Annotated in this window: 21 protein-coding genes and 3 tRNA genes; 10 read left to right on the top strand and 14 right to left on the bottom strand. The window is 65.5% G+C overall.

Going from position 1 to position 24,583, the window contains the following annotated elements; all coding sequences use genetic code 11:
- Positions 1-11: 11 nt before the first annotated feature.
- Positions 12-1,337 (bottom strand): tRNA 2-thiouridine(34) synthase MnmA, encoded by a 1,326-nt coding sequence (gene mnmA, locus NZ951_01655; GenBank protein MCS7206631.1) that lies wholly within the window; start codon positions 1,335-1,337, stop codon positions 12-14.
- On the opposite strand from mnmA, the gene NZ951_01660 reads away from it, so the two are divergent.
- Complete coding sequence (locus NZ951_01660; protein ID MCS7206632.1) at positions 1,252-3,975, top strand: hypothetical protein; 2,724 nt, start codon at positions 1,252-1,254, stop codon at positions 3,973-3,975. The two genes, mnmA and NZ951_01660, sit on opposite strands and share 86 nt — an antisense overlap.
- Before the next feature lie 18 nt (positions 3,976-3,993).
- On the opposite strand, the gene NZ951_01665 is transcribed toward NZ951_01660, so the two are convergent.
- The gene (locus tag NZ951_01665; GenBank protein MCS7206633.1) at positions 3,994-4,641 is read right to left on the bottom strand and encodes an MBL fold metallo-hydrolase; all 648 of its coding nucleotides are present in this window, start codon (positions 4,639-4,641) and stop codon (positions 3,994-3,996) included.
- A gap of 206 nt (positions 4,642-4,847) precedes the next feature.
- On the opposite strand from NZ951_01665, the gene glmS reads away from it, so the two are divergent.
- The 7 genes from glmS to NZ951_01700 all read left to right on the top strand — a co-directional run bounded on the left by glmS (position 4,848) and on the right by NZ951_01700 (position 11,163).
- Entirely contained in the window at positions 4,848-6,704 is a 1,857-nt protein-coding gene (gene glmS / locus NZ951_01670; protein MCS7206634.1) for a glutamine--fructose-6-phosphate transaminase (isomerizing), read from the top strand.
- A 125-nt stretch (positions 6,705-6,829) separates the two neighbouring features.
- Positions 6,830-7,267 carry an Rrf2 family transcriptional regulator gene (locus NZ951_01675; protein MCS7206635.1) on the top strand — a complete coding sequence of 146 codons (438 nt, stop codon included), beginning with the start codon at positions 6,830-6,832 and terminating at the stop codon, positions 7,265-7,267.
- Positions 7,268-7,352: 85 nt separating this feature from the next.
- Entirely contained in the window at positions 7,353-8,201 is an 849-nt protein-coding gene (gene moeB, locus NZ951_01680) for a molybdopterin-synthase adenylyltransferase MoeB (GenBank protein MCS7206636.1), read from the top strand.
- Positions 8,202-8,205: 4 nt separating this feature from the next.
- The gene (locus tag NZ951_01685) at positions 8,206-9,195 is read left to right on the top strand and encodes a cysteine synthase family protein (protein ID MCS7206637.1); all 990 of its coding nucleotides are present in this window, start codon (positions 8,206-8,208) and stop codon (positions 9,193-9,195) included.
- 281 nt (positions 9,196-9,476) lie between these two features.
- Positions 9,477-9,716, top strand: a complete 240-nt coding sequence (locus NZ951_01690; GenBank protein MCS7206638.1) for a sulfurtransferase TusA family protein — start codon at positions 9,477-9,479, stop codon at positions 9,714-9,716.
- A gap of 9 nt (positions 9,717-9,725) precedes the next feature.
- The gene (locus NZ951_01695) at positions 9,726-10,271 is read left to right on the top strand and encodes a DsrE/DsrF/DrsH-like family protein (GenBank protein ID MCS7206639.1); all 546 of its coding nucleotides are present in this window, start codon (positions 9,726-9,728) and stop codon (positions 10,269-10,271) included.
- Positions 10,272-10,293: 22 nt separating this feature from the next.
- On the top strand, positions 10,294-11,163 hold the full coding sequence (locus NZ951_01700) for a sulfurtransferase (protein ID MCS7206640.1): 870 nt from the start codon (positions 10,294-10,296) through the stop codon (positions 11,161-11,163).
- A 54-nt stretch (positions 11,164-11,217) separates the two neighbouring features.
- Here the strand turns inward: NZ951_01700 and NZ951_01705 are convergent, their stop codons facing one another.
- From NZ951_01705 to NZ951_01760, 12 genes are all read right to left on the bottom strand, one after another.
- Positions 11,218-12,051, bottom strand: coding sequence for a hypothetical protein (locus NZ951_01705; protein MCS7206641.1), 834 nt, complete (start codon positions 12,049-12,051; stop codon positions 11,218-11,220).
- Between the two features lie 11 nt (positions 12,052-12,062).
- Positions 12,063-14,087 carry a VWA domain-containing protein gene (locus NZ951_01710; GenBank protein ID MCS7206642.1) on the bottom strand — a complete coding sequence of 675 codons (2,025 nt, stop codon included), beginning with the start codon at positions 14,085-14,087 and terminating at the stop codon, positions 12,063-12,065.
- A 132-nt stretch (positions 14,088-14,219) separates the two neighbouring features.
- A complete protein-coding gene (gene nadC, locus NZ951_01715; protein MCS7206643.1) occupies positions 14,220-15,089 on the bottom strand; it encodes a carboxylating nicotinate-nucleotide diphosphorylase in 870 nt (289 codons plus the stop codon).
- Positions 15,090-15,100: 11 nt separating this feature from the next.
- Complete coding sequence (gene nadB, locus NZ951_01720) at positions 15,101-16,648, bottom strand: L-aspartate oxidase (protein MCS7206644.1); 1,548 nt, start codon at positions 16,646-16,648, stop codon at positions 15,101-15,103.
- Between the two features lie 51 nt (positions 16,649-16,699).
- The gene (gene nadA, locus NZ951_01725) at positions 16,700-17,908 is read right to left on the bottom strand and encodes a quinolinate synthase NadA (protein MCS7206645.1); all 1,209 of its coding nucleotides are present in this window, start codon (positions 17,906-17,908) and stop codon (positions 16,700-16,702) included.
- 14 nt (positions 17,909-17,922) lie between these two features.
- A complete protein-coding gene (gene miaB, locus NZ951_01730) occupies positions 17,923-19,284 on the bottom strand; it encodes a tRNA (N6-isopentenyl adenosine(37)-C2)-methylthiotransferase MiaB (protein MCS7206646.1) in 1,362 nt (453 codons plus the stop codon).
- 24 nt (positions 19,285-19,308) lie between these two features.
- Positions 19,309-19,401, bottom strand: a tRNA-Ser gene (locus NZ951_01735).
- A 603-nt stretch (positions 19,402-20,004) separates the two neighbouring features.
- Positions 20,005-20,514, bottom strand: a complete 510-nt coding sequence (locus NZ951_01740; protein MCS7206647.1) for an NUDIX hydrolase — start codon at positions 20,512-20,514, stop codon at positions 20,005-20,007.
- Between the two features lie 7 nt (positions 20,515-20,521).
- Entirely contained in the window at positions 20,522-21,277 is a 756-nt protein-coding gene (locus tag NZ951_01745) for a hypothetical protein (GenBank protein ID MCS7206648.1), read from the bottom strand.
- 26 nt (positions 21,278-21,303) lie between these two features.
- Positions 21,304-21,375: transfer RNA gene (locus NZ951_01750), tRNA-Thr, on the bottom strand.
- On the bottom strand, positions 21,366-21,884 hold the full coding sequence (locus NZ951_01755) for an NUDIX pyrophosphatase (protein ID MCS7206649.1): 519 nt from the start codon (positions 21,882-21,884) through the stop codon (positions 21,366-21,368). Before NZ951_01755 ends, NZ951_01750 begins: the two co-directional genes overlap by 10 nt.
- A gap of 8 nt (positions 21,885-21,892) precedes the next feature.
- Positions 21,893-22,738, bottom strand: a complete 846-nt coding sequence (locus NZ951_01760; protein ID MCS7206650.1) for an alpha/beta fold hydrolase — start codon at positions 22,736-22,738, stop codon at positions 21,893-21,895.
- Positions 22,739-22,812: 74 nt separating this feature from the next.
- Here NZ951_01760 and NZ951_01765 point away from each other — a divergent pair.
- A tRNA-Gly gene (locus tag NZ951_01765) sits at positions 22,813-22,887 on the top strand.
- A 785-nt stretch (positions 22,888-23,672) separates the two neighbouring features.
- A complete protein-coding gene (locus NZ951_01770; GenBank protein ID MCS7206651.1) occupies positions 23,673-24,581 on the top strand; it encodes a hypothetical protein in 909 nt (302 codons plus the stop codon).
- Positions 24,582-24,583 lie beyond the last annotated feature (2 nt).

Genomic DNA, 24,583 nt, shown 5'->3' on the forward strand with positions numbered 1-24,583 from the left:
CATAGCAGGGGTTAGGAGGCCCCGACGGTGCAGACCCCTGCCGAAACTGACGGTGCAGGGGTATCCTGGGGGTAGGGGCTGGCGATGAACCCCCCTCCCAGGACACGCTCCCCCTCGTAGAACACTACCGCCTGCCCTGGGGTGATGGCCCTCTGAGGCTCGTGGAAGGCGACCATGGCGGTATCGGAGCCGATGGGGGTGATGGTGGCCGCTACGGCCGGGGCCTTGTAACGCACCTTGACCTGGGCCTCAACGGGGGCTCCAGGAGGCCCCTCCACCCAGTTCACGCCCTCAGCCCGCAGGCTCTGCTGGTAGAGGGCCTCCTCTGGCCCCACGATGACCCGGGCGCGTGGGGCGTCGATGCCTACTACATAGAGGGGCGTGCCACGGGCCACGCCCAGCCCACGCCGCTGGCCGATGGTGAAGAACTCCACCCCCTCGTGGCGCCCTAGCACGCGTCCCTCGGTGTCCACGATGTCGCCTGGGCGTCCCACGCCGTGCTGACGCAGGAACTCCCGGTAGTCCCCGGAGAGGACAAAGCAGATTTCCTGGCTGTCGGGCTTGCGGGCCACGGGCAGGCCGGCCGTCTGGGCTATCTGGCGCACCTCCGCCTTGCTGTACCAGCCGATAGGGAACAGCAGGCGGGCCAACTGCTCCTGCCCGAGGCCGAACAGCACATAAGACTGGTCTTTGCTCTCGTCCACTGCCTTGAGGAGGGAATAGACGCCGTGGCGCTCTACCACACGGGCATAGTGGCCTGTGGCCACCAGGTCGGCCCCTAAAGCCATGGCCCGCTGAAGAAGGAAGGCGAACTTAATGCGGTCGTTGCAGGCGATACAGGGGTTGGGCGTGCGCCCCCGCTGATATTCACCAACGAAGTAGTCCACCACAAAGGTGCGGAACTCCCGCTCGGCGTTCAGCACATAATGGGGGATATCCAACACCTGGCACACCCGCCGGGCGTCGTGGATGTCCTCCAGGGAGCAGCAGGAGCGACTGAGGGGGGCGGCGGTGGGCCGATAGAGGGTGAACAGGCGCAAAGTCACCCCCACCACCTGGTAGCCCGCCTGCTTAAGGAGCAGGGCGGCCACCGAGGAGTCCACCCCACCGCTCATGGCGACAATCACGCGCTTCTGGGACATAGCCGTTGTTCCCCTTTTTAGGATAGCATGGATACTATCGGTAGCGCTGGGGGCGGACAGGGGGGAACCCCACCCATGCCCCAGGCGTTTTCTCAGGGGAAGGGGAGCGATGCGTGCTCTAGTGCTTAGCGTGTTGCTGGGGTGCGTGGTCCTGGCTCTGGGCTGGACGCCCCACCCCCAGCAGCCCCCGAGCATCACTCTCACTGTGGACAGGGAGTGGGTGTCGGCCGTCGCCGGGGGCTCCAGCGCTCAGTTCACGGTTACGGTGCGGGCTCCGGGGGCCAACCAGCGCCCCGATGTGGTGGATGCCCTGGGTGTGGTTGTGCGCAACCTGGACTTGGGTCTGGCGTGGACGGTGGTAGCCCCGGAAACCGGCCCCAATACGGGCGTGTTCCAGGCCCAGGTAACAGTGCGCAATCAGGTGGCGGGCCTGCAACCGACAGAGGTTGGGGGGTTCCATCTCAACACCTTGGAGGTCTTCTATCCCGGGGCTGCGGGGGCACGGGTGCGGGTGGACGACCAGCCCCCTTTAGTGCGGGTGGTGTCCCCGCCCCCTGGGGCCATTCTGCGCCCTGGGGAGGTGCAGATGGTGGTGGAAGTGGCGGATGCTTTGTCTGGCTTCCCCACTACCGTGGAGGCCCTGCAGGCCAACGCCGTGCGGCGCGCGCCGGGCTTTATCACCCTGGAGGTGGGGGCCCAGCCCTTCCTGCCGTCTGCCTTGGCTCTGGAGCGTATCCCGCAGGGGTGGCGGGTGCGCCTCACCCTCTTTATTGGAGGGCCAGGCTCGGTGGTGAGCTTGCCCTGGAGTGTGGTGGCGTTGGACTTGGCGGGCAACCGGGGCGGGCCGACGGAGGCCCTGCGGAGCGTCAGCACTGTTGACGGCTCCCCCGACGGCACCTCTTTGGTAGATGCCAACTGGGTGGGCACCCGCACCGAGTTTTGGGTGGGACGCCAGGTGCAGGTGCTGACGGGTCCCGCGCGGGGCCAGGTGCGCACCGTCTCCGCCTTCACGCCGCAAGAGGGGCGTCTCACCTTCGCTCAGCCGTTCACCGACCCCTCGGGACGCCCCGTCCCTATCGCGGCGGGTGTGCTCTACGAGTTCACTCAGACCTTGCTCCTCTCGGTGGACGGGGTGCCCCCCATTCTGGTGTCGGCCGAGACAGGCTCCTGGTGGGATGCCACGGCTCCCCCGGGCGAGCGCCTGAAGCGCCAGGCCGATGCCAGGCGCACCAGCATCCGCTTGACCTTCTCCGACGATAGTGGGCTGGACGAGGCCAGCATTCTGCCGCGCCTGTTCCGTGTGGGTGGGGAGACCCCCATTGGGGTGCAAGTGGTGGACATCCGCAACGAGTCCCTGCCCAGCCCCCAACGCCTGCGCCCTCTGGATGTATTCCTCACCCTTCCCCGCCCCCTGCCCTCGGATGCTCTGCCTGTGGTGACCATCGCCGAAGGCATCAAGGACAAGGCGGGGAATGTGGCCTCTGTGGGGCAGGTGGTGGCCAATGATGGTATCGGCCCCAGCCTGACGGCCACGGTGGATAAGACCCTGACGCGGGACAGCGTGACCATCCGCGTGGTGGCCGATGAGGCTCTGCGGGGTGTGCCCCAGGTGGTGTTGGGTGCCCAGCAGGATGCGGCGGGTACGGTGGCCCCGGCGGCTCCCCTGGCGATGACGCCCGCAGGGGGTGGGGCCTACACCCTGCAAGTGGTGGGAAGTGCCCACCCCTTGGGCAACGCCGTGCCCCAGCGGGTGCATGTCCTGGTGCAGGCGGTGGACATCCCCGGCAACCCGGGCTGGGCAGGTTCCTCTAGGGTAGGCCCCTCGGCGCTAGTGTACGAGTTTGACCCTGTGCTCAATGGGGGGAGGGAGCCAGTGGTGAAGGTGGGCGACACAGTGGTAGAGGGGGGACGGTTCCCCACAATCGCCCTCTCCGACCCCTTGTTTATCAGTGTGGACTGGTCAGCGGAGGGGGCGGAATACCTTGGGGACTCCCATGCCCGTGTGGAGATGGTCGGTGTGGATGTGCGGATAGGGGATACGCCCCTGTCGGCCGCTGTGAGCACTCAGGACGGGGTGCGCTACCTGATCGTGGTGGCTAATCCCCAACCTGGGGACTATATCCTGGCATTTAGCGGGCGCGATGCGGCGGGGAATCAGTCCCTGTTGCCCGGAGGGCCAGAGACGACGGTCTTTCGGCGGACGTTTCGCCTGCAGGTGCCCACGCCGATGGTGATTCCACTGACACCGGGCTGGAACATCATTAGCCTGCCCTTTGCCCCCGCCTCCCGTGCTGTCAACTCGGTGCTGGCTGATACGGATGTGGATATGGTGATGACCTGGGACGGGGTGGCGGGGACATTTCTGGTGGCCCGGCGCAACCCGACGACACGCCTCTTTGAGGGGGATATCTCCACTCTAGAGGTGGGGCGGGGTTACTATGTGCGCTCCACTTCCTTCCGTCCCTTACGCTTGACCCCCGCCCCGGCTGGGCCTGGCGGCCCTCCCCCCCAGCCCCCAGCGGCCATTAGCCTGCGCTCCGGCTGGAACCTTATCGGCATCGTGAGCGGGGCGCGCCCTCCTGTCGCATCGTTGCCCGCCGATGCCTACTTTGCCACCCTGCGGACAGCGGCGGGCACACCCGCCTGGAGCCGTGCCTACTGGTATGACAGTGTTACCCAGACCTGGCACTCCCTCACGCCGGGGCAGGTATGGCCAGCGGGGAGCATCCATCCCTGTACGGGGGTGGTGCTGACCGCTCCCCAGCCGGCGGAGGTGTGTGTGGGGAAAGGCTATTGGGTATTCGTGCCCCAGGACAGCATCCTTGTGCCGTAGAGGGGGGTGGCGGGCGCGCTATGTGCCCGGCGCGCTGCGCGCTGTCAGGACCACCACTTGAGGCTCGGAGGGTAGGGAGGAACGGCTGACCGCCAGGCGCGGCTGGGGTGTCGGGGTGCCGACCCCCGCCTCTTTCAGGAAAGGCTCCAAGGGGTGCAGGGAGACCGCCACTCCCGGCAAGGCGTAATGCATGGGGATGATCGCCCGCGCCCCCAGTAGGCGGGCTGTCTCCACCGCCTCCCGGGGGGAAAGGGTGCACATGCCACCCACCGGCACCAGCAGGATGTGGACACCTCCTATCTCCTCCACGAGATGGCTGGCCGGCACGGATGCCAGGTCGCCCAGGTGGGCGATAGCCAATCCTTCCATTTCGATGACGAACACGGTGTTGCGGCCGGAGGGGCCCGCCTTTTTGGACAGGGGTGTGCGGTAGCCACGGATATATACCCCCGCCACTTCGTATTCCCCCGGCCCCAGCAGGGCCTTATAGTTTCCTTGGCATGCCTCCAGCCAGCGATGATGGGGATGATCGTGGCTAGAGGTTACGATGCGCACCTCCAGGGGGGACAGGCTCCACCCCAAGGAGGGGGCAAAGGGATCGGTAACCAGGGTGACCTCGCCCGATCGGATCAGGAAGCAGGAATGGCCCATCCAGAGAATGTCCACGGCGCTTCTCTCCTATGGAGAGAGTCATTGGCTTCAGTATATACCGTGTGCTCAGTGGGGGGCGTGCGTGGGGTGCCCTGTGGGTTGGGGCGGAGAAGGGGGTAGAGCGCCCCGCGGGGGGTGCGCGCACGTGGGGGACATACACGCCAAGTCGGCCTCTGTATGGTATCCTAAAAGGTCTACTGCACCACACTAGGGGGTGGCGTGTGTGTGGCATCGTCGGCTACACGGGCGCGCGCGCGGCCGCACCCATTCTTCTGGAGGGTTTGGGCCGACTAGAATACCGGGGCTACGATAGCGCCGGCCTGGTGGTGGTGTCGCCCACGGGTGCCCTGACCGTGCGGAAGACACCGGGGAAACTGGTCAACCTCGTTGCGGCTTTGCACGAGGGAGGGATGCCCGTGGGCACCTGGGGTTTGGGCCACACCCGTTGGGCTACCCACGGTGCCCCTACCGAGGTGAACGCCCACCCCCATCTGGACTGCACGGGCACCATCAGTGTGGTGCACAACGGCATCGTGGAGAACGCGGGCGAACTGGCCCGCCAGTTGGAGGACGCGGGGCACCGCTTCGTCTCGGAGACGGATACCGAGGTGATCGCCCACCTGCTGGAGCAGGCCATTCGGGACGGGAAAACCTTGGAGGATGCCCTCCGCTGGACCGCCCAGCGCCTGCGGGGGGCCAATGCCATCGCCGTGCTCTGGGCACACCAAGCGGGGCATGTGGCAGCGGTGCGCCTGGGCTATGCGGGGGGCATCATAGTCGGCTATGGGCAAGGGGAGATGTTCCTGGCCAGCGATTTACAGGCCCTTCTCCCCTATACGCGGCGCGTGGTGCACCTGGCGCATGGAGAGATGGCCATCGTCACGCCCAGCGGGGCTTCCTACTGTACCCTGGACGGGCGTCCCTTGCAGAAGGAGCCGGTGCTGGTCCCGTATACGGTCGCCACCTCGGGCAAAGGTTTCTACCGCCATTTCACTTTAAAGGAAATTTGCGAACAGTCGGAGGCCATGACCAGTGCCTTGCGGGGACGCCTGCACCTCCACGCCCGTGCGGATGTGGCGCTGGAAAGGGAGATGCATCCTTTGGAGGCCGTACTGCCCCATGTGTCGCGGGTGGTGTTGGTGGGGATGGGTACCAGTTTCCACGCCTGCCAGGTGGGGCGGGTCTTTGTGGAGAACCTGGCGGGTATCCCCGCCGAGGCCGACAACGCCTCGGAGTTCCGCTACCGTAACCCCGTTCTGGACCGCCGAACCCTGCTGGTGGCCGTGACCCAATCGGGGGAGACGGCCGATACCCTCAGTTGCATGGCCGAGGCCCGCCAAAGGGGGGCTTCGGTGCTGGCCCTGTGCAATGTGGAAGGCTCCGAGGCCACCCGCCAAGCTGATGGGGTGCTCTACCTCAAGGCGGGGCTGGAGGTGGGTGTGGCCTCCACTAAGACCTTTCTCAACTCGCTCCTGACCCTCTATTTGCTGGCGCTGCACCTGGGCAAGGTGCGGGGCACCCTCTCAGCTGCCTCCCGGAGCGAGGCCATTGGGCACCTCATACGCTTGCCGGCCCTTGTGGGGGAGTTGGTGGAGAACACCCAGGCCGTGTGCCAAGCCTTGGCCGAGCGTTACTTTAAATACCACTCCTTCCTGTATCTGGGGCGGGGGGTGTTGTATCCCATTGCGTTGGAGGGGGCTCTCAAACTGAAGGAGTTGAGTTACATTCACGCCGAGGGCTACGCCGCCGGGGAGATGAAGCACGGCCCCATCGCCCTATTGGATCCCGAGGTGCCGGTGGTGGCCCTGGCCCCCCAGGGGCGCCTATACCCCAAGATGCTGTCCAACATTGCGGAGGTGCGGGCGCGGGGAAGCCCCGTCATCGCCATCGGCACCCAGGGCGATACGGCCCTGGCCCAGAAGGTGGAGCACTTCCTGCCCATTCCACCAGTGCCCGAACTGCTGACGCCCTTTGTGGCCGTGGTGCCCCTGCAACTGCTGGCTTATTACATCGCCGTGCGGCGGGGATGTGATGTGGACCAGCCCCGTAACCTGGCCAAGTCTGTTACGGTGGAGTAGGGGCCAGCCTGAGGTGTCCCTCGGGCTTCCCCGGGATGGGGTGAGGGCCCCCCTTGACAATGTTGATTTGTTGACGCATTATTCCTTTGTAGGAGTGTGAATGCTTCTGGACGGGGGGAGGGCGTATGCGGGTCTCTATGAAGGTGGACTACGGGGTGCGGGCGTTGGTGGAGTTGGCCCAGCGCTACGGCGAAGGGCCCGTGCCCACGGCCGATGTGGCCGCCCACCAGAATATCCCGGAGCCCTACCTGGACCAGCTGCTGAGCATCTTGAACAAGTCGGGGTTTGTGCGGAGCCGGCGCGGCCCCCAGGGGGGGCATATGCTGGCCCGCCCACCCCACGAAATCACATTGGAGATGGTGATGCGCACTCTAGAAGGCACGGCGGCCCCGCTGGACTGTTTGGACGAGCCCTCGGAGTGTATCCTCTCCAGCGCCTGCGCCCAGCGGCAAATCTGGCGCTCGGTAGAGGAAGCGGTCCAGAGCGTGCTGAGTTCCACCTCTATCGCCGACCTGGCCAACCGCCAGAGGCAGCTGTCCACCCGGGGTCTGTATCAAATCTAACCTCTCGGCACAAGCCGGTGCCCCGCTTCCCGCGCCAGCCCGCGCTGGGGACGGGGCTTTTTCCTTGTCAACGAGGTGAGGGGAGATGACAACGCAGACCACCCAGCCTATGATCCTGACCCCCGAGCAGGTGAAGCGCTATAGCCGGCATATCATCATGCCCCAGGTGGGGAGCGCCGGCCAGCGCAAAATCCGCCAGGCCCGGGTCCTCATCGTGGGGGCAGGCGGACTCGGCTCCCCCGCTGCCGTCTACCTCGCCCTGGCGGGTGTGGGCACCCTGGGCATCGTGGACTTCGATGTGGTGGATCTGTCCAATCTCCAGCGCCAAATCCTCCACCATACCGATGATGTGGGGCGCCCCAAAGTCCTCTCGGCAGCCGAGAGCATCCGCGCCTACAACCCCGATGTGCAGGTGGAACTTCATGAGACCCGCCTCACGTCGGAGAACGCTTTGGACATCATCGGGCGCTATGACATCGTGGTCAACGGGGCCGACAACTTCCCCACCCGTTACCTGCTCAACGACGCCTGCTACTTTCTGAGGAAGCCCTTGGTGGACGGGAGCATCCTGCTCTTTGATGGCACCGCCACGGTGTTCGTGCCGGGGAAGGGGTGCTACCGCTGCCTGTTCCGCAATCCGCCCCCGCCGGGGGCTGTGCCCAACTGCGCCGAGGCGGGGGTGTTGGGAGCCATGACGGGCATCGTGGGGAGCATCCAGGCCGCCGAAACCCTCAAACTGATTCTGGGCATTGGCCAGCCCCTGGTCTCCCGCCTGCTCCTGATTGACGCCTTGGCTATGGAGTTCCGCATCATCCGCCTACGGCGGGACCCCACCTGCCCCTTGTGCGGGGACAACCCCACCGTTACCCAGTTGATTGACTACGAGGAGTTTTGCGGACTGCGCCCGCCCACCAGAGAAGGGACGACGGGATAGAACGATGACTGCAGCGGCACGCTTCACTCCCGACCTGGCCGGCTTCCGCAGTGGTCTGCTGAAGCGGGACATCTTGGACGCTATCGGCAATACGCCGATGGTGCTCCTGCGGCGCATCAGCCCCAACCCCCGGGTGCGCATCTTCGCCAAACTGGAGGGGCAGAACCCTTCGGGAAGCGTCAAGGACCGCATCGCCAAGTATATGATTGAGCAGGCCGAGGCCCAGGGCCTCTTGACGCCTGACAAAATCGTTTTGGAGCCCACCAGCGGCAACACGGGCATTGCCCTGGCCATGGTGTGCAAAGTGAAGGGCTATCGTATGGTGGCGGTGATGCCCGAGTCCGTCAGCCCGGAGCGGGTGCAACTCCTCCGGGCCTATGGGGCCGACATCGTGTTTACCCACGGGAGCCGGGGCACCAACTACTCCATCTTGGTGGCGCGGGAGATGGTGGAGCGGGAGCCGGAGAAGTACTTTATGCCCTACCAGTATGGCAACGAGGCTAATCCCCGCGCCCACTATGAGACCACCGGCGCTGAGATCCTGTCCGCCTTGCCGGAGGTGGATGTGTTCGTGGCGGGGCTGGGCACAGGGGGCACCCTCATGGGCGTGGGACGACGCCTGAAGGAGCATAACCCGTCGGTGAAGGTGGTGGCCGCTGCCCCCGACCCGGAGGAGACCATTGAGGGCCTGCGCCGCCTGGAGGACGGCTTCGTGCCGCCCATTTTGGACCTCTCCCTGCTGGACGGGCGCATTATGGTGAAGAGCCAGGAGGCCTTCGCCACCACCAAGGAACTGATGGACAAGGAAGGCATCTTCGCCGGCGTCTCCTCGGGTGCGGTGGTGGCGGTGGCCAAACGCCTGGCGACCCGTATGCAGGGGGGAAACATCGTCTGCTTGTGCGCCGACGGGGGCTGGAAGTATCTGAGCACCAGCCTGTGGACGCGGGAGTATTCCGCCCTGGAACCCGAGGTGCGGGGGAAGGTATGGTGGTAACCCCTCCGATGGGCACTCCTGGTAGGAGCGTGCGCCCCTTGAGGGGGCCCGCAGACACCCCTCCTCCACCCGTGTGGGGGATACAGGTGAGGGGAATGCTTTCCTCCCCGTGCACAGAACACATCAGGAAAGGAGGGAACATGGGCCTCTGTTGTAGGTGTTGTGGCGTTGCCAGGGGGCCATAAGGCGGGCGCTTGGGCGTAGCGCCTTTGGGCCCCCGAAGCACCCTTCGGGGGCTTGCTGTTTCTTAATGCAACTCACATCACGCAAAGGAGGCGTGGATGACAACGCAGGTCAACGAGCATCAGACCGTGGACACCTCCGGCACCTTGTGTCCTCTGCCGGTGATCGCCGCCAAACAGGCCATGGATAAACTCGGCAAGGGCCAGGTGCTGAAAATCATCGCCACCGACCCCGGCGCCAAAGCCGACATTCCCAGTTGGGCACGGGCGTCGGGGCATACCCTCCTCAAGCAGGAGGTGCAAGGCAAGCGGTTCGTCTTCTGGGTGCAGAAGGGATAGGAGGTGCCTATGGCCACAGCCGTGCAGACAAGACCCCTACAGGAACTCCTGGAGCAGTTCGCTGCGCTCCACCGCCAGGCCCACGAGCAGGAGACCAAGCGGGTGGCCATCGTGGCCTCAAAGGGCACTCTGGATATGGCCTATCCTGCCCTCATCCTGGCCACCACGGCCGCCTCTATGGGGATGGAGAGTGCGGTCTTTTTTACCTTTTATGGATTGAACATCCTGCACAAGCGCAAATCCCGCTCCCTGCGGGTGGCCCCTCTGGGTAATCCTGCTGCCCCCATCCCTGTGCCCAACATCGTCGGGGCCATTCCCGGCATGACCCAAGTGGCCACCTGGGTGATGCAGTGGATGATGCGTCGGCAGAACATGCCCTCGGTGCAGACCTTGCTGCAGACGGCCAAGGGCATGGGCGTCAAGCTCATCGCCTGCTCTACCACTATGGGCGTGATGGGGGTAAAGGAGAGCGACCTGATAGACGGGGTGGACATCCAGGGGGCGGCATCCTTCCTGGAGTTCGCCTCCAAGGCGCACATTACACTGTTCATCTAGGCTACACACAAGGGAGGGAAACATGAGTACCACTGCCGGCTATGCCCATCCTGTCTTGGTGGAGACCTCGTGGGTCGCCGAGCATCTCAACGACCCGAAGGTGCGCATCGTGGAGGTGGATGTGGACACCTCCGCCTACGAGCAGGGGCACATTCCCGGGGCGGTGGGCTGGAACTGGAAGACCCAATTGCAAGCCTCGCCCCAGCGGGATGTGGTCTCCAAGGAGGGGTTTGAGGCCCTCTGCCGCGCCTCCGGCATCGCCAACGACACCCTGGTGGTCTTCTACGGGGATAACAACAACTGGTTTGCTGCCTACGCCTACTGGCTGGCCCGTTATTACGGGCATCCCCGGGAACTGCTGCGCCTGCTGAACGGCGGACGGGCCAAGTGGGTGGCCGAGAAGCGCCCCCTGACGCGGGAGGTCCCCTCGTATCCGCCCACCACCTATACCGCCCAGGCCCCCGACTTCACCGTGCGGGCCTTCCGGGACTATGTGTACCTGTCGGTGGTCAATAAAGCGCAGGTGGCGCTGGTGGATGTGCGCTCGCCACGGGAGTACTCGGGGGAGTTGCTGGCGCCCGAGAACCTGCCCCAAGAGGGCTCCCAGCGGGGAGGCCACATCCCTGGGGCGATCAACATCCCCTGGAGTCTGGCGGTGCGGGAGGACGGGACCTTCAAATCGGCCGAGGAGCTGCGGGCGCTGTATGCGGGGCGGGGCATCCTCCCCGACAAAGAGGTGGTAACCTATTGCCGCATCGGCGAGCGGAGCGCCCACACCTGGTTCGTGCTCCAGGAGTTGCTGGGCTACCCCAAAGTGCGCAACTACGACGGCTCGTGGACGGAGTGGGGGAGCGTGGTGGGGGCCCCCATCCGCACCGGCCCCCAGCCCTAAGGGGCAGAGAGGGGTGCGCTTCTCCGCACGGGGAGGAGCGCACCCCCCTTCGTCCTACGGATGCGGGGTGGTGGCGTAGGACAGAGTGCGCTGGCGCACGGCGTCCATGTCCACGATACGGGCTTGCACCAAACTCTCCAGAAAGGCGGCGCGTTGGGTAACCTCGGCGCACAAGGCGGGATGGGTGAGCCCTAGCCGCTGGGCCCAGACTCGCCCCGGGGGGCCGTCCACAGCGTGGCGGAAGGTGGATGCCCGTCCATCCCACCAGGCTAGTCGCGCCGTGGGGGGGTACCGACTGGATGGGGTCGGGGGGAGCACAGCATACACTTGGGACAACCGACGGACGATGCCTCTCGGCTCGTAGACCACATCCACAAAGCCCAACAGGTGCAAGGAAGAGGCCAACTCGCAACTGACGCTGTTGGGCAAACCCATCAGTTGTTCAAAGACCTCCTGGGGGGTGGTGGCGTGCATGGTGGCACCCAGGGAGTAGCCCTTGCTCAGGGCCTCAAAGACGCGCCGCACCGCCGGCCCCCACAGGTAGGAGGGAAGATGGTCGCTAATCTCATTCACCATAATGTAGGTGCGGGCGGGGTCGGTCTCCTGAAGCCAGGCGAAGTCCTCCCGCCAGCCCCAGGTGTAGACCACTTCGTAGTGAGGGGGGAGGAGGGCAATCAGGGCGGTGAGGAGGGTGGTCTTGCCGGCCATTGGGGGCTCGGAGGCGAAGATGAGGGAGGCCTTGCGCTCCACCGCCAGCCACAGGAGGGCGGCCAAAGGGGTATCTAAGGTGCCAGCCTGCACCAGTTCCACGATGGAGAGGGGTTGGGCCAGCCAGGCGTGGCCCCCCCACCAGCCATACGGCCGATGCCACCGCTTTCCGGCGTGCACCCTGCCCCCTTTTAGCGCACCACCCGTTTGCGCCGATTGACCACATAGTCCACAAGCACATACTGGCCCAAGCGATCCGGCGTGGTGTAAAAGGCCCGCCCCCGGTTGATGCGGGTCATCCGCTCCACGAAGTGCACCAGGTGGTAGTTGCTCTCCAGCATGAAGGTGTTGATGATGATGCCCTCCTGGGTGCAGCGGCGCACCTCCTTGAGGGTCTCCTGAATGGTGCGCCACGAGGGGGGATAACTGAACCAGGCCTGCCCCTCTTCTATGTGGGCTGTGGGTTCCCCGTCGGTGATGACCACAATTTGACGGGTGGCGCTCTTGTGGCGGGTGAACAGCTTGCGGGAGAGCATGAGCGCATGGTGCAAGTTGGTGCCCGACACCCAGGCGTTCCAGGTTATCTGGGGTAGGTCTTCGGGTTTGATCTGCATGGCATAGTCGGAGAAGCCGATGATGTACAGGACGTCTCGGGGGTACTGGGTGCGAATGAGGGTGGAGAGGGCTAGGGCGACCTTTTTGGCAGCCTGGAAGGAGCCGAACAGGCCCATGCTCCGGCTCTGGTCGAGGAGGAGGCAGGTGGCGGCCTGGGTGAGGTGCTCCCGTTCGTTGACCTCGAAGTCCTCCACGCGGAAGCGGACGGGAAGGGTGGGGCCAGTGCGCCGCAGGGCATTGAGGATGGACTTGCCCAGGTCAATATCCAGGCCGTCGCCGAACTGGTAGGGGCGGGTGCTCCCGCTCAGGTCGGGGCCGGTGCCTTTGCACACCACGTGATGCCCGCCGGGGCGGTCCTTCTTCAGGTGCAGGAACACCTCTTTCAGGGCCTTCTGCCCGATGCGGCGCATGCCCTTGGGGGTCAGTTCCAGCCGCTTGCCCCTGTGCTGCAGGTAGCCTTCCTCCGCCAGTTGCCGGAGGATGCGGTGCATCTCCTCCACGATGCGGCGGGCATGGGGGCCCAGCACCTCCTCCACCTGGTCCAGGTCTATCCTGTCCAGGTCGCCCGTGCGCATGGCCTGCTGGATGTGCTCCTCCAGTTCGTCCATTGCGTGGAGGGTGCGCATCATCTCCATGGCCTGGTCCAAATCCAGGCTCTCGTCGCCTGAGAAGGAGAAACGGTGCCCCCATTCGTCCACGGGGAACAGGGCGTTCAGGTAAGCCGCCAACTCGGCCAGGTCGCGCATGGTGGCCTCGTCCAGGACGGAGCGCAAAAGGTCGTCCAGTTCCTGGCGCTGGGCAGGGGAAAGGCTCTCCAAAAGGGATCGGGCCATAGCCATCTGGCGAGCCAGGCGCTCCAGCAGTTCGTCCAGGGAGCGGGGGGGATTGGGGCCGAAGAAGTGGCCGAAGCGGCGCATAAACCCCTGAAAGTCGGGCTCCTGGCCCTGTGCCCGCTGGCGGAGCATCTGGTTGAGGGCCTGGAGCATCTCGCGGATTTGTCGCCACTGCTCGGGGGTCATGCCCTGCAGGGCTTGACGCAGGCCCTGGACGAAGTTGTCCAGAACCCGCCCGCGCAGCATCTCCAGCAGCTCCTGGAACTCCCGCTGGGCTTCGGGGGAGAAGAACTCGTAGGAGGAGAGTTGCTGGATGGCCCCCGCCAGGCTCTTAGGGAGATTGTCCAGGAATTCCCTGCTCTTTTGGGCGCGGGCCAGCACCATATCCCGCATGCGTTGGGCCAGGGGGTCGTCCTTCTGCTGGTCGGCCTTGCGGGTAACCTCGTCCACCCTCTGGTCAATGGCGTGGCGCTCGGTCTGCAGGATGTGGTCCAGACGCGTGCGCAGATCCTCCAGGATGCTGTCCAGGTTGTAACGCTGGAGGCGCTCCTGGCGCAGACGGCGGAGGCGCTCCAACAGGTCGCGTAGCCCCTCAAGACGCTGTCCTTGAGGGTCGCCGATGCCGAGCCGAAGCAGGTCGGTTAGGGCGCGGGACAGGTCGCCGTGATCCAGGTAATCCTTAGCCAACTTGTCCAGAACCTGCTCCAAATCCGGGGCGAACACCTGCTGGGTGCCATCCCATCGTGCATAGCGATAAAAAGTCGGCATACCCCACCCCGCCTTTGGGAGATGTGTTGGCAGGCCTAGGCCTGAGGCTATGATACTCCGTATGCTCGCCCTGTCAATGGGCGTGAGACGTCGCCGTGCGCTGTTGCGGATGCTCCGTATCCGTAGCGCACTTTACCCACGCCCACCCGTGACCTGTATATCCATGCTGATATCTAGGGCTTTGGCCGAGTGGGTCAAGGAGCCGGAGGAGATGAGGTCTACCCCCGTCTCGGCCACGGCCCGCACCGTTTCCAGGGTAATGCCCCCCGAGGCCTCCAGGACGGCCCGCCCCTTGGCCAGGGCTACTGCCTTGCGCATATCCTCCAACGTCATGTTGTCCAACAGAATGAGGTCGGCTCCCGCTTCCAGAGCCTCGTGCACCTCTGCAAGGGAGGTAACCTCCACCTCCACGCGGAGGGTGTGGGGGGCATAGCGGCGTGCGCGCTGGACGGCGTCCCGCAGGGACAAGCCCTGGGTGCGCAGGACGGCCAGATGGTTGTCCTTGATGAGTATCCCATCCCCCAGGTTCATGCGGTGGTTGCGCCCGCCGCCGATGCGCACGGCGTATTTCTCCAGCAGGCGCAGGCCGGGGACGGTTTTGCGGGTATCCACAATACAGGCCTTGGTGCCGCGGAGGGCCTCGGCGAACTGGGCGGTGGTGGTGGCGATGCCGCTGAGGTGCTGGAGGAAGTTCAGGGCTGTGCGTTCCCCTTTCAGGAGGGAGGCCACCCGCCCCCGCACTTCCAGAATGCGCTGGCCCGGCCGCAGGCGCTCTCCATCCCAGGCGAGGATGGTGCCCTCCACCTCGGGGTCAATCTGGCGGAACACGGCTAACGCGATGTCTACACCGCACAGGACGCCCTCTTTTTTGGCGAAGACGATCCCTGTGCCCCGCAAGTCGGGGGGGATGAGGCAGTCGGTGGTGGGGTCGCCCAGGCAGAGGTCCTCCTGGACGGCGCGCCGCACCAGGTCTTGGACTTCGGGAAGGCCCAGGAGCCACACGGTCCACCTCCTCACTGCACCAGAACGATGTGCTTCTGCCAGGCGGGGTCGGTGTGGGGGTAATCGGTGCGGAAGTGGGCGCCACGGGACTCGGTGCGGCGCACAGCCGCCTCGGCCATCAGCCGTCCCACGACCACCATGTGAGCCAGTTCCTGGCTGTGGCGTTCGGTGGGTGGGGGAAGGGTGCGCTCCCAGGCGGCCAGGACACGGCACGCCCGCAGGAGGCCTTCGCCGTTGCGCACCAGGCCCACCATCTCCCACATCAGATCCTGCAGGTGGCGCAGGGTCAAGGGGGGGATGTCGGCACAGGGGACATCCCGGCGCTCCAGGCGGTAGACCACCTCGGGGCGGTGGTGCGGAGGGGCGTCGGCCCCCTCGCCCAGGGTGCGGCGGACTACGCGGTGGGAGAACACCACTGTCTCCAGCAAGGAGTTGCTGGCCAGGCGGTTGGCCCCGTGCACGCCCACACAGGCGCACTCCCCACAGGCATACAGGTTGGGGATGGTGGTCTGGCCCCACAGGTCGGTCTTCACCCCGCCCATCATGTAGTGGGCGGCGGGGGCCACGGGGATGGGCTGACGGGTGATGTCCAGGCCGTACTGCAGGCATGTGCGGTAGATGGTGGGGAAGCGGGAGGTGATGCGTTGGGGGGGCAGGTGGGTGATGTCCAGGAGCACGTAGGAGGTGCCGGCCTTCTGCATCTCGGTGAGGATGGCACGGGCGACCACATCGCGGGGGGCCAGATCGCCCTGGGGGTGGTAGGCGTGCATGAAGGGGGTGCCGTCGGGGGTGCAGAGGCGTCCCCCCTCGCCCCGCACCGCCTCGGAGATGAGGAAGGGGGGTGCCCCGGGCAGACGCAGGGCGGTGGGATGGAATTGAAAGAACTCCATATCCATCACCTGGGCACCGGCGCGGAAGGCCAGGGCCACGCCATCCCCGGTGGCCACATCGGGGTTGGTGGTGTAGCGGAAGAGGCGCCCCGCTCCCCCAGTGGCCAGGACGATGTGTCGGCCCCGATACTCCTGGCGCACACCCGTGCGGGAGTCCATCGCCTCTACCCCGATGGCTACCCCGCTGGCCTCGTCCACCAGGATGCGGGTTACCATGCTCTGCTCCACGATATGGACGGTGTGTCCCCGGATGGCCCCCACCAGGGTCATCTCTATGTAGGCTCCTGTGGCGTCGCCCCCGGCGTGGAGAACGCGGGGTCTGCTGTGGGCACCCTCGCGGGCGAGGGCAATTTCCCCGTGCAAAGTGTCAAAGGGCACGCCCAGGCGAATCAGGTCGGCGATGCGCTGGGGGCCTTCTGTGACCAGCACCCGCACCGCTTCGGGGTCGCACAGGCCCGCCCCGGCCTGAAGGGTGTCCTGCATATGCATGTCTGGCGAATCGTCGGGACCCAGGGCAGCGGCGATACCCCCTTGCGCCCAGCGGCTGTTGTTGTCCTCCAGGTTGCCCTTGGTGATGACGAGAACTCTCCCGTGCTCCCGGGCGTGGAGGGCGGTAAAGAGACCAGCAATCCCGCTCCCGATGATGATGTAGTCGTAGGACGGGGGCATGGGGCCTCCTGGGTACGAGTACGCCTCGGCGGACAGCCCTGCCGATATCTTCTAGACCACCTGGAGCATCTTGTCCAGGGCCACCTTGGCCCAGTAGGCGATGTGGGGGGGAACCAGGATTTCGTTGACCACCTCGCCCCGCAGGAGGGCATCCGTTACCCACAGGAGGTAGGCGGGGTGGATGCGGTACATGGTGGAGCAGGGGCAGATGATGGGGTCCAGGCAGAAGACGATCTTATCGGGGTTCTCCTGGGCGATGCGGGTTACCAAGTTGATCTCGGTGCCCACGCCCCACACGGTCCCCGGCGGGGCGGAGGAGATGGTCTTGACAATATACTCGGTGGAGCCCACATAGTCGGCGCTTTGCACCACTTCCATGACGCACTCGGGGTGAACGATGATCTTGATATTGGGATACTTGGCTCGCGCTTGGCGGATCTGCTCCACCGTGAAGCGGGTGTGGACGGAGCAGTGGCCCTTCCAGAGAATGAGTTTGGCGCGCCGAAGGGCATCGGGTGTGAGGCCTCCCAAGGGCTTGAAGGGGTTCCACACGACCATATCGTCCAGGGAGAGGCCGAACTTGAGGCCGATGTTGCGTCCCAGGTGCTGGTCGGGGACGAACAGCATGCGGGGGGCCTGGGCGTAAGACCACGTGAACACCGCCAGGGCGTTGGAGGAGGTGCACACGATGCCCCCGTTCTCCCCGCAGAGGGCTTTGATGGCAGCGGTGGAGTTCATGTAGGTAACAGGGAGCACCTGGCCGGGGCCCAGCACCTCCTGGAGGCTCTGCCAGCAGTCGTAGACATCCTCGGTGGGGGCCATGTCGGCCATACTGCACCCCGCCATGAGGTTGGGGAGGATGACCCGCTGGTGGGGACGGCACAAAATACGTGCCGTTTCGGCCATGAAGTGCACGCCGCAAAAGATGATAAACTCGGCCTCCTCCTGCTGGGCGGCCAGTTGGGAGAGTTTGAAGGAGTCGCCGCGGAAATCGGCGAACTGGATAATGTCGGGGCGCTGATAGTGGTGGCCGAGGATGACCACCCGTTTGCCCAGTTTGCGGCGGTTGTCCCGAATGCGGGCGACCAGTTCCTCGGCAGTAAGGTTCATATACTCGGGGGGGAGGCGTTGCCAGCGGACACCCGCCTTCCACTCCTCCTTGAGGGGGAGGGTTTTCAGGTCGTCGGTGCGGCAGAAGGCCGATTGTTCCAGTTCCGTCAGGGGCACCCGGGGCGTCTTGACCCGCACTTCTACAGCCATGCCGACCCCCCTTTTTACCGTCCAGCGCCCACAGGCTCTCCCTGCAAGGCCCAGGGGCTGGTCTTGGTAATGCGCACATCCACCAGTTTGCCCAGGTAATCCCGTTGCCCGTCGGCGAAGAACACCAGTTTATCGGTATCGGTGCGCCCGCGCCACTTGCCCCGCTCCTGGCCGTCCACCAGCACCTCTACCGTCTTGCCCAAGTAGCGGGCGTTGAGGGAGGCGGCGATGCGCTCCTGCAGGCGCTCCACCTCTTGGACGCGGCGGCGCTTCTCCTCGGGGGGCACATCGTCGGCCATCTTGCGGCTGGCGATGGTGCCCGGGCGCTCCGAATAGGGGGCAATGTGCACCTTATCAAACTGCACCTGGGCCAGCAGGTCCAAAGTCCGCTGGAACTGGGCCTCCGTCTCCCCGCAGAAGCCCACGATCACATCCGTAGAGAGGGCCACAGCGGGAACGGCGGAGCGGATGCGCTCAATGAGGCGCAGGTAGTCGTCTCGGGTGTAGCCCCGATGCATGCGGGCGAGAACCTCATCGTCGCCCGCCTGGACGGGGATGTTGATGTGCTTGCACACCTTCTCCAAGCGGGCAACGGCCTGAATGATGCGGTCGGTCATGTCGGCGGGGTGGGAGGTGAGGAAGCGGATGCGCGCGATCCCAGGGACGGCGTGCACCGCTTCCAGAAGGTCGGCCAGGTCGGGCTTGCCGGGGAGGTCGTGGCCGTAGCGGTCCACGATTTGCCCCAGGAGCACCACCTCCCGCACGCCCCGCTGGGCCAGCAGGTGCACCTCCCGCACCACCTCCTCCAGGGGACGGCTCACCTCCCGCCCCCGCCGATAGGGGATGATGCAAAAGGTGCACATGCGGTCGCACCCGTGGATCACCGGGATGTAGGCGCTGACAGTCGGGCGCGGGGGAACGAAGGAGGTGAGGCATCCCTCCCAGGCGATTCCCAGGCGTTGGCTCACCAGATCTAGGATGGGCTTATACTCTTGGGGGCGTGCAAACACATCCACGTAGGGGAACCTTTGGCGGAGGGCGTCGGTTTTCGGGCCGACCATACACCCCATGAGGGCGATGATACGGTGGGGGAAGCGCTCCTTGAGGGGCTTGACCAGGCCCAGGGTGCCCACCACCTTGTCCTCGGCGCTCTGCCGCACCACACAGGAGTTGAGGACGATGACATCGGCCTGGCGCAGGTCGGGGGCCTCCTCCAAGCCCAGTTGGAGCAGGGCGCTGGCCAGGCGCTCCGAATCCGCCTTGTTCATCTGGCATCCGATGGTCCAGATGGCGAAGGTGCGCAGATGCCCCAGGCCAGGGGAGGCCGGGGCCTCTGCGCCAGAGGCAGGGGTGCGCCACTGTAGGGGGGTACTCATCCCCATCCTCGTCCACAGCGGAGGTGGCGGAGGGAACGGGATTCGAACCCGTGAGGGGCCTTTTGGGCCCCCAAGCGCTTAGCAGGCGCCCGCACTAGACCACTATGCGATCCCTCCGCTACAGCCAGGATAGCAAGGGCCAGGCCCCCTGGCAATACCGATTTCGTAGGCAATTTCGTATCTGGGATGGTGCGTTCTTTCACAATCCAGGGGCGTAGGGGTGTCCGTCTGGGGAGGGGGTGCTTCCCCGTCGGCTTCCAGGGCTGCGGAGGCCCCCTGTGGGCGGCCAGATGCCCTTGGGGCTGGCTTGTCCGTTCCCCGTGTTCGTCGGTGCGTGACGACGGTTTTCGGACTTCTATGACGCTTGGAGGTGCGCAGTCTGTGGGAAGGGGTGCTCCCGGCGTCGGAAGCCTTGACAAGGGGGCGGGAGGGTGTTATTCTACACTCGGCGTCACGGGATGGCTGGGGGTGGAGCGCGCCGCGGCGGGCCATCTGCCGAGGGGGCTTCCCCAGGAGGGCATCCCGTGAGGCCACCGGGGGATACGGCCCTCAGGTCTCGCACAGGAGGCCCGGGCCCGTCGGCCTGGGGTGCGGGGGAAGCGCCGAGACGCCGACAGGGGCGGAGCGCGGGGACACGCACGGCGGACCTTGGGGCACGGTCTCCCTCCCTGCGGGGTGGGATGCCCCGCAGGTCTTTTTCGCCCCTGCGTCCCGTATCTGCTACCCTTGCCAACCCCTACCTGTGTGCCGCGCCCAGTCCTGCACCACCCGCTCGTCCCGGGGGAAGGCCAGCATCGGCAAAGCGTAGGGCGGGAAGAATCCCAGCGCTTCCACCTCGGGGCCGGGGGACAGGCTCCCCCGCACCACGCGGGCCAAGTACACGGCCAGCACGACGGGGTTGCCCTCCTCCGAGTAGAGCCCCAACAGAGGGCCCACCTCAATCTCCAGGCCGGTCTCCTCCCGCACCTCGCGGCGGGCCGCCTCCTCCACCCGCTCCCCTCGGTCTACATACCCGCCGGGCAAAGCCCACAGCCCCGCCCCTGGCTCCGTCTTCCTGCGGACGAACAGCAACGCCCCGTCGCACTCGACCAGGGCCACCGCCACCAGTTTGGGGTCTTGCCAGCAGACGACCCCACAGGCGGAGCAAACCATGCGCTCCCGCCCATCCACGACCTTTCCCCGCAGGGGGGCTCCACACTGCTGGCAGTAGACAGGCGGTGGGGGTGTCATATCGCCCCTACTCCTCGTCTTCCTCCTCTTCTTCCTCGGAGCGGGCGGCGGTGGGCACAGTTACCTGGGGGAGGAGCGGATGGGGGCGGTCCTTGGACGGACGGCGATGGGCAAGGCTCTGCAGGCGCTGGCGCAAATCCTGGAGGGCCGCCGGCTTCATCTGAGCGCACGAGACCACCACCCCGCTGATGCCTATATCCCGCAACGTCTCCAGTTCCCATGCCGAAGGGGGATGCTCTACCGGCACTAGCACCGGGCGCGGGATTTTCCCCCGCCACACGGCCAACTCCACCGCTGTTGCCAGGGAAAGGGGGGGCTTCACCGGCTCCGCCAGGATCACCCCATCCACAGGGAGGGGTTCCAAAGCGTTGGCCACCTCCTCGGGCACATCCTTTGGAAGGTGCACCACCCGTCCCAGGTCCTCGTGGTTCAAGGCCTCCAGGGGGGCACCCATGTCCACCACCAGGAAATCGGCGCCGTGCTGCAGGGCCTTCTCGGCCAGGGAGGCAGACCACGGCACAACCTCTACCCCCCAAGGGATACCCTGCGTCGCCTCCGCAAGGGCCTCTAACCCTTGCGGTGTCGGGGAGGGGAACAGGAAGGCATCGGGGTGTACGGCTCGAGCAGCGGACATGTCTTCGGGGTGGGACGCCGCAAGGATCAACAGGATGGGGGGAATCCGCTCCTCACGGCGAGTGGCAAACCCCAGCGGAGCGGGGGTGCCCTTGCTTGCCTGCTCTATCTTCTGAAACAGTTTGCTCATCCCTGGGCTCCGTTGGTGGACAACAAAGCCACCGGTCGGATTCGAACCGACGACCCGCGGTTTACGAAACCGCTGCTCTGCCGCTGAGCTACGGTGGCGTGTGGGAGAGGTTTTCCCCCTTGCTCATCATATCACCCCTGTGATGCGTTCGGAAAGCGTGTTCCCCTCCACGGTTTGAGGGGTCCTGAAGGCATCCTTGCACCCGTTCCCACGCCTCCCACAGGCCGGGCACCGTGGGCAGGGTGCGTATCGCCTCGGGGTCCACCCAGCGCATCTCCGTATGCTCCCAGTTCAGGCGGATGGGTGTGGGGTCGGCGATGCGGAAGGCGAAGGGGTGCACCCGCCACGCCCCTCCCTGTTCATGCTGCACTGTGAGGGGTGTGCCCTGGGCGCATAGGGTCAACCCCTCTGGGAGGAGGCCGGTCTCCTCCTGCACCTCCTGGTAGGCCTGGGCGAGGGGGTCAACCCCTGGCGGGATGGAACCACTCACCCCCGCCCACCTGCTGGGGCAGGTGCGCACCAGGGCGCTGCGGCGGAGCAGGAGCACTTTTCCCCCGTGAACCAGGAAGGCGGTAACCACGGGGCGTGGGCTGGTCTGGGAGCACATGCCTTTCTCTACTCCTTGCCCAGGAAGTCCAGAAGGAGGCGCGCGAAGGTGTGGGGTTCCTCGTAGTGGGGCCAGTGCCCGCTTTGGGGGAAAATGACTACCTGAGCATGGGGGGCTATCTCCCGCACGCGGAGGGCCTGGCGTACGGGGAAGATAACATCCCTCCCGCCCCAGACCACCAGAAGGGGGCAGGCCACCTCCCGCAGGCGATGGGCGAGGAGCACGTGCCGTTTCACACCCCAAAGATTGATACCATAGCGGAGGGCTTCCAGCACCGTCTCCCGGGCCCCGGGGCGGGCGCGGACGCGAGTGAGTTCGTCCACCAGGGCGGGGGTGATGTGGCGTGGGTCGGCGAAGATGAGGCGACGCAGAAGGCGCACCGTTCCCTGACGGGAGGGCTTTTCCAGAAATGCGCCCATGCCGGGCAGAGTTGCGAGGCGTAACGCCCAGGCCACCTCCCGACCCAATCCGGCGGGGTCCACCAAGATCAGATGGGAGACCTGCTGGGGGTGGTCGAGGGCGAAGCGCAGGGCGATGAGGCCACCCAAGGAGTTGCCCATCAGGGCGATACGGGGGATATCCAGAGCGTTCAAAAGGTCTTCCACCCAGGGGGTGGCGTAATCCAGGCGATAGGGATGGAAGGTCTCCGAGTCGCCGTGGCCAGGCAGGTCGGGGGCGATGAGGCGGCAGCGAGGGGTGAGCAAAGGGAAAAGGGGTTGCCACGTGATCCAGGATGCCCCGAGCCCGTGCAGGGCGAGGAGGGGACGCCCCGCCCCCTGGGCGACCAGGTGCACCTTGCGTCCCAGGAGGGTAACCTGGTGGTGGGCCTCAGCCGGGAGAGATATCGCAGCCATAGGGGTGGGGTGCCTCTGGGGGCAGGCCCCCTTGACAGGCGTCCCTCGCCCTCCTAGTGTACTAGATGGAGCGGGCGGGCGTAACTCAGCGGCAGAGTGTCTGCTTCCCAGGCAGAAAGTCGGGGGTTCAAATCCCCTCGCCCGCTCCACTGTCTTTTCCCCTTGTCTCTTGCCCCCGTCGCCTGACAGGAGGGCAATCCATCGTTCTATAGTGTTCGGCTTTTCAATCCCAGCATGGTTGGATGGGCGCGGGATTCACACCCCGGCGCGCTGCACGAGGCGGTCAGAAGAGACTGGGGGAGCCAGCGCTGACAGGAGGCGCAGGTGCTTTTACCCATGAGGCCAGGGGTGGGGAGGGGGTGCTCCGCCGCGCCTCTGGTCATCCCTTTGCTGGCTAGGAAGGTGAGAGAGTTCTCCGTGGGATGCGCACCGTGCCCCCCACCCGGAAAGTGGGGGAATGCCCTGGGCAAGGTAGCGGTAGACCGTCTCGGGGGCTATCTGGAGAAGGTCGCTACCTTTTCAGGGGTCAGGAGCACAGTGTCCAGGAGCACAAGGTCTTTGACCATAATTGTTTTTGTTTGCCCCCTCCGAAAGCAGACATACTTCGTTGGGTCGTGGGGATCTTTCAGTTTTTTCAAGCATTTGTCTCCACGATCGGAACGAAGAACAAGGAAGATGAGCCAGGAAGATGGGATTTAGGATGGCCCCGTCCAAACCACATAGCCGGCGCAGATGGTCAACCACAACCCTGGGGATCGGGAGCAGCGCACCAGTAGGGACGCCTCCATGGGCTAAACCCGTAACGCTTCACCATCCTCAGGCGAGGCCTCTCGCTTGTGCGCCTGTCTGAAACCCCACAGAGGGGCACTCAGCCGCCAGTGTCCCCTACTAAGCGCTCCCCCCTGTTACAATACCCCAGCAGGAAGGTTCGTTTATGCTCTCCTCCAAGCGCCTGGACATCGTCCGCCGGTCCAAACTCCTCCTCCCTGCCTCTGCCCTGGTGCGCACCCCTCTCCACCACCTGCGGGGCAACGCCGACGCCCTTATCGTCGACCTTCGCGACGCCCTGGACACCCGCCCCCTTATGGAAGAAGTCGCCTCCCGCCTGCGCGCTGTTGCTGGCCTGGGAGTAGACCTGTTCGTGTGCATTCCCTACGATGGCTTGTCTCGTGCCCTGGACCGTTTGGGCGGTGTGCGCCTGGACGGAATAGCCCTCTCCGCTCGTTCGCCCTCTGCCGTCCAGGAGGCCGACCGTGTCCTGTCTGCCTATGATGTCCCCGGCACTCCGCCCTTGCAGATAGACCTTTTCCTGGATACCCCCGGTGCCCTCCTCAACCTTTACGAGACGGCTACCGCCAGCGCGCGGGTGGTCTCCTTGACCGTGGACGAAACCGCTTTGGCACACGCCCTGGGTATCACCCCCTCGGCGGACATAGACCAGTTCTTTTACCCCCGAGGGCTGGCCCTGCTGGTGGCCCGCCTGGCCGATGTGCAGGCGCACGGTTTAGCCTTCGTCCCTCCTCATGCCGACGGCTCCCCTCCCTCCCTGGAGGAGCGGGCGGTGGTCGCCCGCAAGATGGGGCTGACCGGTGCCCTGTGCTCGACTCCCGAGGAAGCGGTCATCCTAAACCGTGCCTTTACTCCACCTGTGGAGGAGGTGCAGTGGTGCAGGAAGGCCCTGTGGGTGCTGGAGGACGCCCTGCGCCACGGCCTCGGCTCGGCCACCCTGGACGGCAAGGAGATGGTGGACATCGCCATGCTGAAGCACATCCGCACCCTCTTGGCACGAGAGTCGGCCATCTGTCGCAAGGACGCCCAGAAGGCCTGGGCTTTGGGGGAATAGGC

Source organism: Dehalococcoidia bacterium (assembly GCA_025060295.1).
Classification (GTDB): domain Bacteria; phylum Chloroflexota; class Dehalococcoidia; order Lucifugimonadales; family HRBIN23; genus HRBIN23.

Bases quoted from the DNA above. Each gene is read 5' to 3' on its own strand.
- NZ951_01660 (MCS7206632.1), top strand. From the start codon at position 1,252: ATGCGTGCTCTAGTGCTTAGCGTGTTGCTGGGGTGCGTGGTCCTGGCT.
- mnmA (MCS7206631.1), bottom strand. From the start codon at position 1,337: ATGCTCGGGGGCTGCTGGGGGTGGGGCGTCCAGCCCAGAGCCAGGACC.
- NZ951_01675 (MCS7206635.1), top strand. From the start codon at position 6,830: ATGCGGGTCTCTATGAAGGTGGACTACGGGGTGCGGGCGTTGGTGGAG.
- moeB (MCS7206636.1), top strand. From the start codon at position 7,353: ATGACAACGCAGACCACCCAGCCTATGATCCTGACCCCCGAGCAGGTG.
- NZ951_01685 (MCS7206637.1), top strand. From the start codon at position 8,206: ATGACTGCAGCGGCACGCTTCACTCCCGACCTGGCCGGCTTCCGCAGT.
- NZ951_01690 (MCS7206638.1), top strand. From the start codon at position 9,477: ATGACAACGCAGGTCAACGAGCATCAGACCGTGGACACCTCCGGCACC.
- NZ951_01695 (MCS7206639.1), top strand. From the start codon at position 9,726: ATGGCCACAGCCGTGCAGACAAGACCCCTACAGGAACTCCTGGAGCAG.
- NZ951_01700 (MCS7206640.1), top strand. From the start codon at position 10,294: ATGAGTACCACTGCCGGCTATGCCCATCCTGTCTTGGTGGAGACCTCG.
- NZ951_01710 (MCS7206642.1), bottom strand. From the start codon at position 14,087: ATGCCGACTTTTTATCGCTATGCACGATGGGATGGCACCCAGCAGGTG.
- nadB (MCS7206644.1), bottom strand. From the start codon at position 16,648: ATGCCCCCGTCCTACGACTACATCATCATCGGGAGCGGGATTGCTGGT.
- nadA (MCS7206645.1), bottom strand. From the start codon at position 17,908: ATGGCTGTAGAAGTGCGGGTCAAGACGCCCCGGGTGCCCCTGACGGAA.
- miaB (MCS7206646.1), bottom strand. From the start codon at position 19,284: ATGAGTACCCCCCTACAGTGGCGCACCCCTGCCTCTGGCGCAGAGGCC.
- NZ951_01740 (MCS7206647.1), bottom strand. From the start codon at position 20,514: ATGACACCCCCACCGCCTGTCTACTGCCAGCAGTGTGGAGCCCCCCTG.
- NZ951_01745 (MCS7206648.1), bottom strand. From the start codon at position 21,277: ATGAGCAAACTGTTTCAGAAGATAGAGCAGGCAAGCAAGGGCACCCCC.
- NZ951_01755 (MCS7206649.1), bottom strand. From the start codon at position 21,884: ATGTGCTCCCAGACCAGCCCACGCCCCGTGGTTACCGCCTTCCTGGTT.
- NZ951_01760 (MCS7206650.1), bottom strand. From the start codon at position 22,738: ATGGCTGCGATATCTCTCCCGGCTGAGGCCCACCACCAGGTTACCCTC.
- NZ951_01770 (MCS7206651.1), top strand. From the start codon at position 23,673: ATGCTCTCCTCCAAGCGCCTGGACATCGTCCGCCGGTCCAAACTCCTC.